The 14,397-nt window shown below is 70.2% G+C and carries 13 protein-coding genes; 4 read left to right on the forward strand and 9 right to left on the reverse strand.

Annotated elements, in window-relative coordinates; translation table 11 throughout:
* Positions 1 to 5 precede the first annotated feature (5 nt).
* A complete protein-coding gene (locus tag ACEYYH_RS06090; RefSeq protein WP_374977358.1) occupies positions 6 to 1,886 on the forward strand; it encodes a phosphoenolpyruvate carboxykinase (GTP) in 1,881 nt (626 codons plus the stop codon).
* 238 nt (positions 1,887 to 2,124) lie between these two features.
* Here ACEYYH_RS06090 and ACEYYH_RS06095 read toward each other — a convergent pair whose 3' ends face one another.
* Positions 2,125 to 4,119: an ABC transporter ATP-binding protein gene (locus ACEYYH_RS06095; protein ID WP_374977359.1), complete on the reverse strand. Its 1,995-nt coding sequence runs from the start codon at positions 4,117 to 4,119 to the stop codon at positions 2,125 to 2,127.
* A 25-nt stretch (positions 4,120 to 4,144) separates the two neighbouring features.
* Positions 4,145 to 4,360, reverse strand: a complete 216-nt coding sequence (locus ACEYYH_RS06100; RefSeq protein WP_045300911.1) for a transcriptional regulator — start codon at positions 4,358 to 4,360, stop codon at positions 4,145 to 4,147.
* 152 nt (positions 4,361 to 4,512) lie between these two features.
* Between ACEYYH_RS06100 and ACEYYH_RS06105 the strand changes: the two genes are divergently transcribed.
* The 3 genes from ACEYYH_RS06105 to ACEYYH_RS06115 are packed head-to-tail and all read left to right on the forward strand — an operon-like array spanning position 4,513 to position 7,147.
* Positions 4,513 to 5,454, forward strand: coding sequence for an ABC transporter ATP-binding protein (locus ACEYYH_RS06105; RefSeq protein WP_374977360.1), 942 nt, complete (start codon positions 4,513 to 4,515; stop codon positions 5,452 to 5,454).
* Entirely contained in the window at positions 5,451 to 6,323 is an 873-nt protein-coding gene (locus ACEYYH_RS06110) for an ABC transporter permease (RefSeq protein ID WP_374977361.1), read from the forward strand. Before ACEYYH_RS06105 ends, ACEYYH_RS06110 begins: the two co-directional genes overlap by 4 nt.
* Complete coding sequence (locus ACEYYH_RS06115) at positions 6,320 to 7,147, forward strand: ABC transporter permease (protein ID WP_374977362.1); 828 nt, start codon at positions 6,320 to 6,322, stop codon at positions 7,145 to 7,147. Before ACEYYH_RS06110 ends, ACEYYH_RS06115 begins: the two co-directional genes overlap by 4 nt.
* A gap of 261 nt (positions 7,148 to 7,408) precedes the next feature.
* Here the strand turns inward: ACEYYH_RS06115 and ACEYYH_RS06120 are convergent, their stop codons facing one another.
* The 7 genes from ACEYYH_RS06120 to ACEYYH_RS06150 all read right to left on the reverse strand — a co-directional run bounded on the left by ACEYYH_RS06120 (position 7,409) and on the right by ACEYYH_RS06150 (position 14,358).
* Positions 7,409 to 8,890: an MFS transporter gene (locus tag ACEYYH_RS06120; protein WP_374977363.1), complete on the reverse strand. Its 1,482-nt coding sequence runs from the start codon at positions 8,888 to 8,890 to the stop codon at positions 7,409 to 7,411.
* 230 nt (positions 8,891 to 9,120) lie between these two features.
* Positions 9,121 to 9,474 (reverse strand): Fe-S protein, encoded by a 354-nt coding sequence (locus ACEYYH_RS06125; RefSeq protein ID WP_116194116.1) that lies wholly within the window; start codon positions 9,472 to 9,474, stop codon positions 9,121 to 9,123.
* A 62-nt stretch (positions 9,475 to 9,536) separates the two neighbouring features.
* The gene (ribH, locus tag ACEYYH_RS06130; RefSeq protein WP_116194115.1) at positions 9,537 to 10,013 is read right to left on the reverse strand and encodes a 6,7-dimethyl-8-ribityllumazine synthase; all 477 of its coding nucleotides are present in this window, start codon (positions 10,011 to 10,013) and stop codon (positions 9,537 to 9,539) included.
* Positions 10,010 to 11,284: a GTP cyclohydrolase II gene (gene ribA / locus ACEYYH_RS06135; RefSeq protein WP_374977364.1), complete on the reverse strand. Its 1,275-nt coding sequence runs from the start codon at positions 11,282 to 11,284 to the stop codon at positions 10,010 to 10,012. Before ribA ends, ribH begins: the two co-directional genes overlap by 4 nt.
* A complete protein-coding gene (locus ACEYYH_RS06140) occupies positions 11,281 to 12,030 on the reverse strand; it encodes a riboflavin synthase (protein WP_374977365.1) in 750 nt (249 codons plus the stop codon). Before ACEYYH_RS06140 ends, ribA begins: the two co-directional genes overlap by 4 nt.
* Positions 12,030 to 13,067, reverse strand: coding sequence for a bifunctional diaminohydroxyphosphoribosylaminopyrimidine deaminase/5-amino-6-(5-phosphoribosylamino)uracil reductase RibD (ribD, locus tag ACEYYH_RS06145; RefSeq protein WP_374977366.1), 1,038 nt, complete (start codon positions 13,065 to 13,067; stop codon positions 12,030 to 12,032). Before ribD ends, ACEYYH_RS06140 begins: the two co-directional genes overlap by 1 nt.
* A gap of 331 nt (positions 13,068 to 13,398) precedes the next feature.
* A complete protein-coding gene (locus ACEYYH_RS06150) occupies positions 13,399 to 14,358 on the reverse strand; it encodes a sugar-binding transcriptional regulator (RefSeq protein ID WP_374977367.1) in 960 nt (319 codons plus the stop codon).
* Between the last annotated feature and the right edge of the window lie 39 nt (positions 14,359 to 14,397).

Here is a 14,397-nt window from a genome sequence, read left to right on the forward strand (position 1 = left end):
ACACCATGGCCCTTGCCGACATCTTCCCCCGAACCGAAGGCTCCACCTCCGCCCGTCCCACCCTGAGCCGGACGTATGGCGAAGCGCCGACCGTTCACGGCGAGGGCATGGCCGCACTGCATGCGTGGGTCGACGAGATCGCCGCGCTCACCCAGCCGGCCCGCATCCACTGGGTCGACGGCTCCCGCGCCGAGAACGAGGCCCTGCTGCGCGAGCAGGTCGAAGAGGGCAAGCTCATCAAGCTCAACCCGGAGTGGCGTCCGGGTTCCTACCTCGCCCGCTCGCACCCGAGCGACGTCGCGCGCACCGAGGCGCGCACGTTCATCGCGTCCGAGCGCGAGGAGGACGCCGGCCCCACGAACAACTGGGCCGCTCCCGACGAGATCCGCGCCACCATCACGCCCCTGTTCGAAGGGTCGATGAAGGGCCGCACGATGTACGTCGTGCCCTTCTCGATGGGCCCGGTCGGCGGCCCGCTGTCGCACATCGGCGTGCAGGTCACCGACAGCGCCTACGCCGTCACCTCCATCGGCATCATGACGCGCGTCGGCACCGACGTGCTGCGCGAGATCGCGGGCGGTGCGCACTGGGTCAAGACCGTGCACTCCGTCGGTGCTCCGCTGCAGCCTGGCCAGGCCGACGTCGCATGGCCCTGCAACGACGAGAAGTACATCGTCCACTTCCCCGACACCCTCGAGGTCTGGTCCTACGGCTCGGGCTACGGCGGCAACGCGATCCTCGCCAAGAAGTGCTTCGCGCTGCGCATCGCCTCGGTCATCGGCCGTGACGAGGGCTGGCTCGCCGAGCACATGCTCCTCATCCGCGTCATCGACCCGGCCGGCCGCGCGTACCACCTCGCGGCGGCGTTCCCGTCGGCGTGCGGCAAGACGAACCTTGCGATGCTCCGCCCGACCATCCCCGGCTGGCGCGTCGAGACCCTCGGCGACGACATCGCGTGGCTGCGTCCCGGCGAGGACGGGCGCCTCTGGGCGATCAACCCCGAGGCCGGATTCTTCGGCGTCGCGCCCGGCACGGGCGAGTCGACCAACGTCACCGCCGTCGAGACGCTGTGGGGCAACACCATCTTCACGAACGTGGCGCTGCGCCCCGACGGCGACGTCTGGTGGGAGGGCCTCACCGACGAGCCGCCGGCACAGCTCACCGACTGGGAGGGCAACCCGTGGACGCCGGCCTCCGGTCGTCCCGCCGCCCACCCGAACTCGCGCTTCACCGTCGCTGCGGCCCAGTGCCCGCAGATCGCCGACGACTGGGACGCCCCGCAGGGCGTGCCGCTGGACGCCATCCTGTTCGGCGGACGCCGCGCTACCAACGTCCCGCTCGTGGTCGAGGCCACCGACTGGACGCACGGCGTCTTCATGGGCTCGAACATCTCGTCCGAGAAGACGGCGGCCCAGGAGGGCACGGTCGGCGAGCTGCGCCGCGACCCGTTCGCGATGCTCCCGTTCTGCGGCTACAACATGGCCGACTACTTCGGTCACTGGCTCAGCATCGGCCAGAAGCTGCGCTTCGACCGCGCACCGCGCGTGTTCCAGGTCAACTGGTTCCGCAAGGGCGCGGACGGCCGCTTCCTGTGGCCGGGCTTCGGCGACAACTCTCGCGTGATCGACTGGATCATCCGTCGCATCGAGGGCGAGGTCGGAGCGGTGGAGAGCCCGATCGGCCGCCTGCCGCAGAGCGCGGACCTCGACCTCGACGGCATCGAGGTGTCGCAGGCCGACCTCGACGAGCTGTTCGCGGTCGACCCGCAGCTCTGGCTGCGCGAGGCCGACCTCACGGAGGAGTTCTACCGCACCTTCGACGGCCGCGTCCCCGCCCCGCTGTGGGCCGAGCTCGCCGCGCTCCGGTACCGCCTGCAGCGCGCCTGAACCCCCTGACCGGCGCCCGGCCCTCTTCTTGGCAGAGGGGCCGGGCGCCTGAGCGACCTGCCGTCCTCGGACCGTGCCGGTCGACGCGGATGCCCCGGCCCCATCTGTGCGGGAGACCGGGGCATCCTTCTGCCTGTCGGCGTCTCTCAGATCAGGAGATATGACGGACGCAGGACGATTTCGTGGCGATCGGCCTGTCTGCGTCAGATCTCCTGATCTCGTCGAAGAAGTCCGGGCCTCAGACGAGCAGCTGGTGCTTGGCGAGGTCGCGGTAGAGCGGCGTGGTCTGCACCAGCTCGGAGTGCGTGCCCTGGCCGACGACACGTCCGTGTTCCATGACCACGATGTGGTCGCTGTCGACGACGGTCGACAGGCGGTGCGCGATCACGACGAGGGTGCGGCCGGCTGCGACGGCGTCGATCGCCTCGCGCATGCGCTGCTCGTTGAGGCCGTCGAGCGATGAGGTCGACTCGTCCAGCAGAAGGATCGGGGGAGCGGCCAGCAGCGCCCGCGCGATCGCGAGGCGCTGGCGTTCGCCGCCCGAGAGCATGACGCCCGACTCGCCCACCGGCGCGTCGACGCCGAGCGGGTTGCGGTCGAGCACCTCGCCAAGGTTCACGGCGCGCAGCACGGCCTCGCACTCCGCATCGGTCGCCTCGGGCGACGCCAGCCGCAGGTTGTCTCCGATCGTCCCGGCCAGGGTCGGCGCGTCCTGTTCGACATAGCCGAGCTGCGCGCGCAGATCGTCGCGATCGAGCGTGCGCACGTCCGTGCCGTCCAGCAGGATCGCCCCGTCGGTCGGGTCGTAGAAGCGCTCGATGAGCGCGAGGGTCGTGCTCTTGCCGGCGCCCGACGGGCCGACGAGCGCGACGCGCGACCCGCGCGGGACCGAGAACGACACGCCCCGCAGCACGCCGGAGTCTGCGGAGACGGATGCTGCGGCATCCGTCGATCCCTCGAGGCCGCCGTCGCCCGCCCCGTCGCCGAGCACGATCGTCGAGGTGTCGACGTGCGCGCTCTCGAGTACGGCGAGCGCCTCGGACTCGGCCTTGCGGCGCGCCGCGACGACGTTCTCGGGGTAGCGGAACCGCACGTCGCGGAACTCGATCGCGGCGGGCTCGTGCGGGGCCGTCGCCGATGGGGCTGCCGCGTGGGCTCGTGCGGCGATCGCGGCGTCGTCCTGCGCCTCGGTCGGAAGGTCGAGCACCTCCTGGATGCGTCCCAAGGCGCCGAGCGCCTGGTTCACCGAGGTGATCGCGCCGAAGAACGAGCCGAGTGGAGCGATCAGCATGAAGAGGAACATGATGAAGGTCACGAGGCTGGCGATCGACAGCGCGCCGGTCGCGACACGGAAGCCGCCGAGCCCGATGACCACCAACAGCGACACCTGCAGCGCGATGCCGGCGATCGGCACCACGAGTGCCGAGACCTTCGCGATGCGCACGCCGACCGTGTAGGCCTCCGTCGCCTGCGCGGTCACCGCGTCGACTTCGCGGGCGGTCGCGCCCGACGCGCGGACGGTGCGGATCGAGCCGACGGCGCGCTCGACGCCCGACGCGAGGGCGCCGACCTTCTCCTGCTGCTCGGTCGACGCCGTCCGGATGCGACCGCTCAGCGCGACCACGCCGAGCACCGAGATCCCGATCACGAGCACGATGATCGCGAGCAGCAGCGGGTCGATGATCGCCATGGCGACGAGTGCGCCCACGAACAGCAGCGCGTTGCCGACCGAGTCCGCGAGGCCCTGTGTGAGGGCGGCATAGAGCAGGGTGGTGTCGCTGCCGACGCGCGAGACGAGGTCGCCGGTGCGTCGCGCGTCGAATTCGCTGATCGGCAGATGCAGGATGCGCGCGATCAGCCTGCGGCGGCTCGAGTACACGACGGCGGTGCCGGTGCGCTGCAGCAGGTAGTGCTGCCAGCCCGAGATGAGCGAGGCGAGCACGACGAACCCGACGAGCGCCCACACGAGCATGCCCAGGTCGAGGCCTTCCTGCACGCGCGTGATCACCTGGCCGACCAGGAGCGGCTGGACGAGCGACGCGCCTGCGCTGAGGATGCTCAGCACCACCACGACGGCGAGCGTGCGCTTGTGCTCGAAGAGATAGGGCAGCAGCTGCGCGAAGGTCGCGCGGGGCCCCTCTTCGGCCTTGCCGCGCCGGCCCCGTCCGCGGCGGGGGCGCGGGGCTGTCTCTGTGGTGGCGGCGGGGGCTTCGTCGAGATCGGCGGAGGGCATGGGTGTACCTCGTTCGTGAAGGGGCTTACCTTCGACCGTACTTCTTGTGGACGGCCTGTCGGCTCACACCGAGGGCGCCCGCGATCGCCTGCCACGAGAAACCGAGGTTGCGCGCCTTGCGCACCTGCACCTCTTCGGCGCGGGCGAGCTCGCGGCGCACCTCGGCGAGGCGGTGCAGTTCCGCGATCGGCTCGCGACCGCCCGCCGCCCCGATCAGGGTGGTCAGTTCGTCGCCGCTCATCGGGCAGCCTCTCGTTTTCGGTGACGGATGCTGCGGGCCGCGGCATCCGTGTCAACCGTAGTTGACGCCGTGACGAGTGTCAACTACGGTTGACGCGCGGGGTGATCGGGTCGCCACTGGGCGGTGTCGGAGCGGGGCGTTAGGGTAGTCCGGTGCCTGCCCCCGTGATCACCGCTGAGAACCTCGTCAAGGCCTACAAGGTCAAAGGCAAGCCGGACTTCGTGGCGGTCGACGGTCTGTCGTTCGAGGTGGCGCCGGGCGAGTCGTTCGGCCTGCTGGGCCCGAACGGCGCGGGCAAGTCCACGACGATGAAGATGGTGGGCGCGGTCTCGACGCGCACCAGCGGAGACCTGTCGATCCTCGGGCTCGACCCCGATCGATACGGCCCCGAGATCCGCTCGCGCCTCGGGGTCGTGCCCCAGCAGGACAACCTCGACGGCGAGCTCAACGCCCGCGAGAACCTCTACATCTACGGCCGCTACTTCGGTCTGCCCGGCAAGGTGTGCCACCAGAAGGCCGACGAGCTGCTCGCGTTCGCCCAGCTCGAAGACAAGGCGAAGAGCAAGGTCGAGCAGCTCTCGGGCGGCATGAAGCGGCGGCTCACGATCGCGCGCGGCCTGATCAACGATCCGCGTATCCTGCTGCTCGACGAGCCGACCACAGGTCTCGACCCGCAGGCGCGCCACGTGCTGTGGGACCGCCTGTTCCGCCTCAAGGAGCGCGGCACGACACTCGTGCTGACCACGCACTACATGGACGAGGCCGAGCAGCTCTGCGACCGGCTCATCGTCGTCGACAAGGGCCGCATCATGGCCGAGGGCACGCCGGCCTCGCTCATCCGCGAGCACTCCAGCCGCGAGGTGCTCGAGGTGCGCTTCGGCTCCGACCGCAACGAGCAGGTCGCGCCGCAGCTCGAGGGCATCGGCGACCGCGTCGAGGTGCTGCCCGACCGCATCCTCGTCTACGCGGGCAACGGCGAGGCCGCGCTCGAGACCGTGACGCATCGCGGGCTGACCCCGATCACATCCCTGGTGCGCCGCTCGAGCCTCGAGGACGTGTTCCTCCGGCTCACCGGAAGGTCGTTGATCGAATGACCGGTCCTTCCGACGACGCCTCGACCCGCGTGCAGCCCACCCTCGACGAGCTGCGCGAGGAGGCGATGCAGTGGGGTCGCAAGCCGCGCACGCTGGGCACCTGGTACGTCACCGAGCACATGGTGCGCGCGATGCGCGCGTACGGCTGGACGATCATCGTCGGCGCGCTCGGCCAGCCGATCCTCTACCTGCTGGGGCTCGCCGTCGGCCTCGCCGCCCTCATCGACGCCCCGATCACGCAGAACGGCGTCGAGGTCTCGTACCTCGTGTTCGTCGCGCCGGCGCTCCTCATGACCGCCGCGATCTCCGTCGCGTCGGAGGAGTTCTCGTATCCCGTCATGGCGGGATTCAAGTGGCGGCGCTACTTCTTCGGATTCAGCGCCACGGGGTTGTCGCCGGGGCAGATCGCCGGTGGCGTGATCGCCGGCGGCTCGGCGCGCATCATCGTCGTCACGGTGGCCTACTACCTGTTCCTGTGGCTGTTCCAGGCCGTTCCCGACCCGCAGACGGGCTGGCTGACGATCCCGATCGGCCTGCTCGCGGGCCTCTCGTTCGGCATCCCGTACATGGCCTACGCCGCGTCGATCACCGACGACAAAGGCCAGGTCGCCCTGGTGCAGCGCTTCATCTTCATGCCGATGTTCCTGTTCTCCGGCACGTTCTACCCGCTCGACACGCTGCCGCTGTGGCTGCAGTGGATCGGGTGGGTGTCGCCGCTCTGGCACGCGACCGAGCTCGGCCGCGTCGTCACCTACGGCCTGCCGATGGACCCGTTCGCCATCGTCGTGCACGTCGGCTACCTGCTCCTGCTCTCCATCGGCGGGTACGTGATCGGGCGCCGCATCTTCCGGAGGAGGCTCGGCGCATGACCGTCGCGACCGGAACCGAGGCCGCCGCGATCCGCGCCGGCGGCGTGCGCGCGCTGTGGGCGGGCAACCCGCAGTCCGTCGTGCAGCGCGGCCTCATCGCCGCGCGCTCGTCGAGCTGGGCCGTCGTGCTGTCGGGCTTCTTCGAGCCGGTCTTCTACCTCGCTTCGATGGGCATCGGCCTCGGCGCCCTCATCGGCGACGTGCAGACCTCCAGCGGCGTCGAGGTGCCCTACGCGGCGTTCATCGCCCCGGCGCTCCTCGCCGTCTCCGCGATGAACGGCGCGATCTACGACTCGACGTGGAACGTCTTCTTCAAGCTCAACTACGGCAAGCTCTACGAGGGCATGCTCGCGACCTCGCTCGGCCCGCTCGACGTCGCGCTGGGCGAGATCCTCTACGCGCTGCTGCGCGGACTGCTGTACGCGACCGGCTTCATGATCATCATGCAGATCCTCGGCCTCAACCTCGCATGGACCGCGATCCTGGCGCTGCCCGCGGTGCTGCTCATCGCCTTCGGGTTCGCGAGCCTCGGCATGGCGGTCACGAGCTACATGAAGACGTTCCAGCAGATGGACTGGATCAACTTCGTGCTGCTGCCGATGTTCCTCTTCTCGGCGACGCTGTACCCGATCACGATCTACCCCGAGTGGATCCAGCACATCATCATGGCGTTCCCGCTCTGGCACGGCGTCGAGCTCGTCCGCGGACTCACCACCGGCATCCTCACCCCCGAGATGTGGTGGCACGTCCTCTACTACGTGGTCATGACCGCGATCGGCCTGGTGTTCACGACGAAGCGCCTCCGCGCACTCTTCCTCGACTGATCACGCGCTGGTCGTCGAACTCGTCCTCTGGACCGCGGGGTCGCGGCGCCGGTCGTCGTGCGCGCAGGGGCGTGTGTCGTAACTCCGCCGGGATGAGCCGGCGCCCCGGCCAGTCCGAGGCGGGACGGGGCGGGCCGGCGAGCAGAAGGAGTTGTGGCACGCCGCAGAGCCTGCGCGCGCTGTTCCTGGATCGACCACGCAGACACGACGGATGCTGCAGCCCACGCGGGGCTGCAGCATCCGTCGTCCTGCGAAGCCGCGCTAGAGCGAGCCGGTGGCTCCGACGCCCAGGTCGGCGTCGTAGTCGACGTCCTTCGTCTCGGGGGAGAGGAGGAGGGCGATGAAGGTCAGCACGCCCATCGCCGAGAGGTACACACCCACGAGCCACGGGCTGCCGTCGGCCCAGGCCCACAGTGCGACCGCGACGATCGGAGCCAGCGCGGCGCCGAGGATCGACGACACGTTGTACGAGATGGCCGAGCCCGAGTAGCGCACGTTCGTCGGGAAGAGCTCCGGCAGCACGGCGCCCATCGGGCCGAACGTCGAGCCCATCAGCATGAACCCGAAGATGAGGAACGCCTGCGTCAGCGCACCGGTGAACTTCGGGTCGAGCTGCGGCGACAGGAACAGGTTGAACGTGAGACCGAACACGATGATCAGGCCCGTCACCCACAGCAGCAGGCGGCGGCGTCCGATCGTGTCGGCGATCGGACCCGACAGGAGCGTGAAGATGCCGAAGAACACGACGCCGATGATCTGCATCAGCACGAAGTCGGTGTAGCCGAAGCCGAGGCCCGGGTAGAACTGCGCGGCGAACGCGGCCGGGTCGAACGCGGTGCCTGCGGCTTCGGCCGCCTTCTGCGCGGCGGCGGACGCGATCTCGAGGTCGGCCGCCTTCGTGCCGTACGACAGCGTGAAGTTCGTCATCAGGTAGAACAGCACGTAGGTCGCCAGCATGATGAACGTGCCGAGGATCAGGTGCCACCAGTGGTGACGGATGACCGTGCCGAGCGGGAACTTGCGGATCGCGCCCTTCTCCTCGGCCTTCACGAACGTCTGGGACTCGACGAGGCGCAGGCGCACCCACAGGCCGATGATCACCATGACCGCCGAGAAGAGGAACGGCACGCGCCAGCCCCACGCGAGGAATTCGGCCGAGCGCTGACCGGCGCCGTCCGGGTGGGGGAGCAGGAAGTTGATCGCGAGGAACACCGAGTTCGCGATGATGAAGCCGAGCGGCGCCCCGAGCTGCGGGAACGTGCCGTACCAGGCGCGCTTGCCCTTGGGCGCGTTCTCGGTCGCCACGAGCGCGGCGCCCGACCACTCGCCGCCCAGCGCGAAGCCCTGGAACAGACGCAGGATCAGCAGAAGCACTGCGGCCCACACGCCGATCTCGTTGAACGTCGGCAGGCACCCGATGAGGAACGTCGCGATACCCATCGTGAGCAGCGACGCGACGAGCGTCGCCTTGCGGCCGAAGCGGTCGCCGAAGTGGCCGAAGACGACGGCGCCGAGGGGGCGCGCGATCATCGCGGCGCCGAAGACGCTGAACGACAGCAGCAGCGACGTGGTGTCGTTGCCCGTCGGGAAGAAGAGGATCGGGAAGACGAGGACGGCGGCGGTCGCGTAGACGTAGAAGTCGTAGAACTCGATCGTGGTGCCGACGAGGCTCGCGAGGATGACGCGGGAGCGGGGATTCGCGGGCGTCGCGGGGGTCGCGACGGTCGTGCTGGGGGAGGACATATTCACCTGGGGCGTGCGCGGAGCGGGGCATCCGGATGGGATGCGGCGGTGGGCGGCCGCCGGGCGCAGGGGTGGCGCGTCAGGCGGCACTGCACTGGGTCACCGTGGGTGCGGGCGTTGTCGCCCAGCACAAAAGACCAGCCTAGTCGCGTGATTCCGCGGCGGCTCCCGAATACGGAGAACGGATGCTGCGGCCCAGGGCCGCAGCATCCGTTTCGTGTATCAGTCGGTCAGCGCCAGAGCACCGCGATCGCGGCATTGGCGAAGGTGAGCACACCGATCGACCAGAAGATGGCGCCGGGCACGGAGCCGGTCTTGCGCTGGCGGCCGGCACCGATGCCGAGGAGGGCGCCGATGATGACGAGGATGACCAGCTTCACGCCGATCTTGACGTAGTTCAGGTCGTATTCGATGCCCCACGGGGCGGCGAGGATGAGGCCGGCGAGACCGGCGATCGCGAGGCCCCAGTTCATGAGGCGCGTGATCTGGTGCTTTCCGTTGACCGCTTCGACGACCCAGGCGCCGAAGAGGATGGCGAAGCCCACGAGGTGGACGAGCACGACGACGTGGCGGAGGATTTCCATGCCATCAGCCTAGCTGAAGGTTGCCGTCGCGACCCGCCCGATTCGTCCGGCGCCCGCGCGGTTCAGGAGCGCAGGTCGCGCAGCACGACGGCGGTGCGAATGGCGGCGTCGGCCGCCTCGAACCCCTTGTCTTCGACCGAGCCCTCCAGGCCCGCGCGGGCGATGCCCTGAGCCTCGTCGTCGAGTGTCAGCACTCCGAAGCCGACCGGCTTGCCGGTGTCGAGCGCCACGCGGGTGAGACCGTCGGTCGCCGCGTTCGAGACGAACTCGAAGTGCGGGGTGCCGCCGCGGATGATGACGCCCAGCGCCACGACGGCGTCCGCTCCGGCTTCGAGCGCGGCCTTCGCCACCACGGGAAGCTCGAACGAGCCGGGCACGCGGACGAGACGGTGCGAGGCGCCGGCGGCGTCGGCGGCGCGCGCGGCGCCGGCGATGAGGCCATCGGTGATCGTCTCGTGCCACGTGCCCGCGACGACGACCACGTCGAGTCCGCTGCCGTCGACGGGTGCCGTGGCCTCGGGTGCGCCCTTGCCGCTCATCGTTCTGCTCCTTCGTGCATGCGGGCGATGGCGTCCGCCAGATCCGCCTCGTCGATCAGGTGTCCCATGCGATCGCGCTTCGTCGCCAGGTACTGGTGGTTGTTCGGGCCGACGCCGACCAGCAGCGGCACCTGCTCGACGATGTCGAGTCCGAGCTCGCGCAGCTGCTTCACCTTGTCGGCGTTGTTGGTCAGCAGGCGCACCTTCTCGATGCCGAGGTCCGTCAGGATGCCGGCGGCCGCCGCGTAGTCGCGGGCGTCGGCGGGCAGGCCCAGCGCGAGGTTGGCGTCGACCGTGTCGAGACCGCGCTCCTGCAGCGAGTAGGCGCGCAGCTTGTTGATGAGGCCGATGCCGCGCCCCTCGTGGCCGCGCATGTAGATGACGACACCGCCGTCCTGCTCGATGGCGTCGAGCGCGGCCTCGAGCTGCGGGCCGCACTCGCACTTGAGCGAGCCGAACGCCTCGCCGGTCAGGCACTCCGAGTGCACCCGCACGAGCGGGGCGTCCGAAAGCTCGCCCGACACGACCGCGATGTGGTCGGTGCCGGTGACACGGTCCTTGTACGCGAGGAAGCGGAACTCGCCGTGCGCGGTGGGCACGTGCGCCTCGGCACGCAGGCTCACGCGGCGCTTGTGGGCGCTGCGGGTCGCGGGGTCGCACGGGACGTTCTCGTCGAGGTAGGCGACGAGCTGCTCGATCGTGATGACGGGGATGCCGTACTCGGCGCCCAGCTCCTGCAGTCCCGGAAGGCGCATCATGCTGCCGTCCTCGGCGACGACCTCGCCGATGACGCCCACGGGTGCGAGGTCGGCGAGCTTCATGAGCTCGACGGCGGCCTCGGTGTGGCCCGCGCGGTCGCGGACTCCGCCATCGACGGCGCGCAGCGGCAGGATGTGGCCGGGACGGATCACGCTGGTGGGCGTCGACTCCGGGTTCGCGAGCACGTTCAGCGTGTGAGCGCGGTCGGCGGCACTGATGCCCGTCGACACGCGGTCGGCGGCATCCACGCTCACCGTGTACGCGGTGCCGCGGGCGTCCTCGTTGTTCTCGACCATGGGAGGCAGGTCGAGGCGGTCGGCCCAGTCGGCGGGCATCGGCGCGCACAGGAATCCGCTCGTCCAGCGGACCGTCCACGCGACCCATTCGGGGGTGGCGAGCTGGGCAGACAGGATGACGTCGCCCTCGTTCTCGCGGTTCTCATCGTCGGCGACGATGACCGGCCGGCCGGCGCGGAGCGCCTCCAGCGCCTCGGGGATGGTGGCAAGGCTCACTTCGAGCCTCCTTCCGTGGATGCGGACGCGTCCGCGGGGAGTTCGGGGTTCACGGCGGTGGCGGGCGCGAAGGCAGCCTCGCGGAGCGCGGGTGCGGCCGGTGTCGCGAATGCAGCCTCGCGGAGCGCGGGTGCGGCCGGTGTCGCGAAAGAAAGCAGCCGTCGCACGTGGCGCGCCAGGATGTCGGTCTCGAGGTTGACGCGGTCGCCCGGCGCGCGGGTGCCGAGGGTGGTCGCGGCGAGGGTCTCGGGGATGAGCGAGACCTCGAACCAGCCGTCGCCGGGGGCGGCGGGACTTGCGTCGCTCACCGTGAGCGAGACGCCGTCGACGGCGATCGAGCCCTTGTCGACGACGAGCGGGGCGAGCTCGGCGGGGACCGAGATGCGCAGCACCTGCCACTGTTCGCCGGGCCGTACGTCGAGCACCTCGCCGGTGCCGTCGATGTGGCCCTGGACGATGTGCCCGCCGAGGCGGCCGTGTGCGGCGGTCGCACGCTCGAGGTTGACGACGCGGCCCGCGGCGACTCCCTCGAGCGTCGACATGTCGAGCGTCTGCTTCATGACGTCGGCGGTGAACCAGTCGGGGCCCTGCTCGACGACGGTGAGGCATACGCCGCTGACCGCGATGGAGTCGCCGTGCGCGGCATCCGACACGGCCTTCGGCCCGCGCACCGTCAGGCGCACGCCGTCTCCCGACGGCTCGACAGCGGTGACCTCGCCGATCTCCTCGATGATTCCGGTGAACATCAGGCGTCTCCTTCCGAAGCGGGGTGGGCGACGAAGAGCAGATCGTCGCCGAGAGGGATGACGGATGCCACGGCCAGGCGTCGCGCCTCGCCGATGGTCGTCACCCCGATGTCTTGCACCGCGAGCCGGTCGCCGCCGAGCAGCACCGGTGCGACGTACACGAGGAGTTCGTCGGCGAGCCGCTCGCGCAGGAACGACGCCGCGACCGCGGGACCTCCTTCGACGAACACGCGCTGCACGCCGCGGTGGCGCAGGTCTTCCAGCATGGCGGGCAGCCCCCCCGACGCGTCATCGCCCGGGTACTGGAGGAATTCGTGCGGATGCTGCCGCACGGCCGCCGTGTCAGGCACGGCGCGCGAGCCCACGACGACCGGAATGGGCTGGTGGGGCAGCAGCGAACCGTCCTCGGCGCGGGCGGTCAGCGCCGGGTCGTCGGCGAGCACCGTGCCCGAACCGGCCACGATCGCGTCGGCCTCGGCGCGGCGGCGGTGGACGTCGGCGCGAGCCTCGGCCCCGGTGATCCACTTGCTGCTGCCGTCGGATGCTGCGGCCCGGCCGTCGAGGCTCTGCGCCCACTTGACGGTGACATGCGGGCGGCGAAGGCGTTGGACCGTCAGCCACGAGTCGAGCAGGGCGGTCGCCTCGTCAGCGAGAAGGCCGGCCTCGACCTCGACGCCGGCCGCGCGCAGCCGCGTGCCGCCGCCCGAGGAGTGATCGCCGGGATCGGCTATCGCGTAGACCACACGTGTGACGCCGGCGGCGATGAGCGCCTCGGAGCAGGGTCCGGTGCGTCCCGTGTGGTTGCACGGCTCGAGGGTCACGATCGCGGTCGCGCCGCGCGCCGCGCCCGGTGCGAGTCGCGACAGCGCGTCGACCTCGGCGTGCGGGGTCCCCGCACCGCGGTGCCAGCCTTCGGCGAGCACTTCGCCGTCGGGCGCGAGCAGAACGGCGCCGACCTGGGGGTTCACGCCGCGAGGACCGCGCTGCGCGATCGCCAGCGCCCGACGCATCGCGTCGCGTTCCGCTGTGCTCGCCATCCGGCCCCTCGTCTCGTCGTTCTCGACGCCCCGGGGCATGGGAAGCGAAGGCGCGCATAGCGACGCCCGTGTGCTGCCTCCCATCCGGACTAGCGACCGGCCTCCCTGAGGAAACCTGTCGCATCACCGTCGGTTCCGGAATTCCACCGGATCGGCCGCGGCGGCACCCGAATCGGATGCTGATGCATTGGCTCGCGGACTGTCACCGCCGGTTCGGATTCACACCGACCCCGGAGCACGTTGATGCTCTCGAGTGTAGTCAACGCCGCATCCATCTATTCATTCCATGTCTTCGCATGAAGTCCGCTCGCGCGATCGGTGCGCCGGAACCTCACTCCAGGAGCGCCCGCGCGGTGGCCTCGTCGACGATCAGGTCCGTCGCGATGCGTGCGGCGAGGGCGCCCCTCAGACTCGCGAGCTTCGACACCCCCGACACGATGCAGACACGTCGGGGGATGTCGCGCAGAAGGTCGAGGCTGGGTCCGGTCGCACGGTCGTTCAGGGCGATCCCGTCGCTCGAGCCGTCGGCGCGGTAGAAGACCGTGGCGACGTCGCCGACGACGCCCTCGTCCGCAAGCTGGTCGAGTTCCGCCGGCTCGAGGTAGCCGCCGCTGTAGACGTGGCTCGGCACGCGCGACCCGGCGGAGCCGGTGCTGAACAGGACCAGGTCCATCGTCGGCAGCATGTCGAGGATGCGCCGCGTGCTGCGCTCGCGCCACATCGCGTCCTTCGTGGCCGGGTCGTCGAAGAACGCCGGCACAGGGAACTGCTGCGCGCTCCCGTCGTACGCGGCGGCGAACCGGCTGAGGATCTCGCTGGCGTAGAGGAGGCCCGTCGAATGGGTGTTGCCCGAGCCGTTCAACTGCACGAATGTCGCCCCGTGCACCGGCTTGGGAACGAGGTGACGGCTCACCGCAGCGGTCGTCGACCCCCACGCGACCCCCACGGTCATGTCGTCCTGCACGAGGTCGAGGAGCGCATGCGCGGCCGCGACGGCGACGCGCTGAAGCCGGTCGACCTCGGTGGCGTCGTCGGGAACGGGGACCACCTGGGCCTGGACGCCGAAGCGTTCGGCCAGCCGCTCCTCGAGCCGTTGCGGAGCTGCGAAGGGGGATCGGATGCGGATGTCGACGATCCCCGTCGCACGGGCGTGCGTGAGAAGGCGTGACACCGTAGAACGCGACGTGCCGAGCTCCCGCGCGATCGCGTCCATGGTGCGATCCTGCACGTAATAGAGGTGCGCGGCCGTGAGTGCGCGCTGCATCGTGCGGGCATCGCCGATCTGGTCCATCAACCCATCGTGCACGTATGTGCATATCGCCTGCAAGGA

The organism is Microbacterium trichothecenolyticum (assembly GCF_041938625.1).
In the GTDB taxonomy this organism is placed as follows: domain Bacteria; phylum Actinomycetota; class Actinomycetes; order Actinomycetales; family Microbacteriaceae; genus Microbacterium; species Microbacterium trichothecenolyticum_D.

Excerpts from the sequence above, each read along its gene's own strand:
- ACEYYH_RS06140 (WP_374977365.1), bottom strand. The coding sequence starts at position 12,030 with ATGTTCACCGGAATCATCGAGGAGATCGGCGAGGTCACCGCTGTCGAG.
- ACEYYH_RS06115 (WP_374977362.1), top strand. The coding sequence starts at position 6,320 with ATGACCGTCGCGACCGGAACCGAGGCCGCCGCGATCCGCGCCGGCGGC.
- ACEYYH_RS06100 (WP_045300911.1), bottom strand. The coding sequence starts at position 4,360 with ATGAGCGGCGACGAACTGACCACCCTGATCGGGGCGGCGGGCGGTCGC.
- ACEYYH_RS06090 (WP_374977358.1), top strand. The coding sequence starts at position 6 with ATGGCCCTTGCCGACATCTTCCCCCGAACCGAAGGCTCCACCTCCGCC.
- ACEYYH_RS06110 (WP_374977361.1), top strand. The coding sequence starts at position 5,451 with ATGACCGGTCCTTCCGACGACGCCTCGACCCGCGTGCAGCCCACCCTC.
- ribD (WP_374977366.1), bottom strand. The coding sequence starts at position 13,067 with ATGGCGAGCACAGCGGAACGCGACGCGATGCGTCGGGCGCTGGCGATC.
- ACEYYH_RS06120 (WP_374977363.1), bottom strand. The coding sequence starts at position 8,890 with ATGTCCTCCCCCAGCACGACCGTCGCGACCCCCGCGACGCCCGCGAAT.
- ACEYYH_RS06095 (WP_374977359.1), bottom strand. The coding sequence starts at position 4,119 with ATGCCCTCCGCCGATCTCGACGAAGCCCCCGCCGCCACCACAGAGACA.
- ACEYYH_RS06150 (WP_374977367.1), bottom strand. The coding sequence starts at position 14,358 with ATGGACCAGATCGGCGATGCCCGCACGATGCAGCGCGCACTCACGGCC.
- ACEYYH_RS06125 (WP_116194116.1), bottom strand. The coding sequence starts at position 9,474 with ATGGAAATCCTCCGCCACGTCGTCGTGCTCGTCCACCTCGTGGGCTTC.
- ribH (WP_116194115.1), bottom strand. The coding sequence starts at position 10,013 with ATGAGCGGCAAGGGCGCACCCGAGGCCACGGCACCCGTCGACGGCAGC.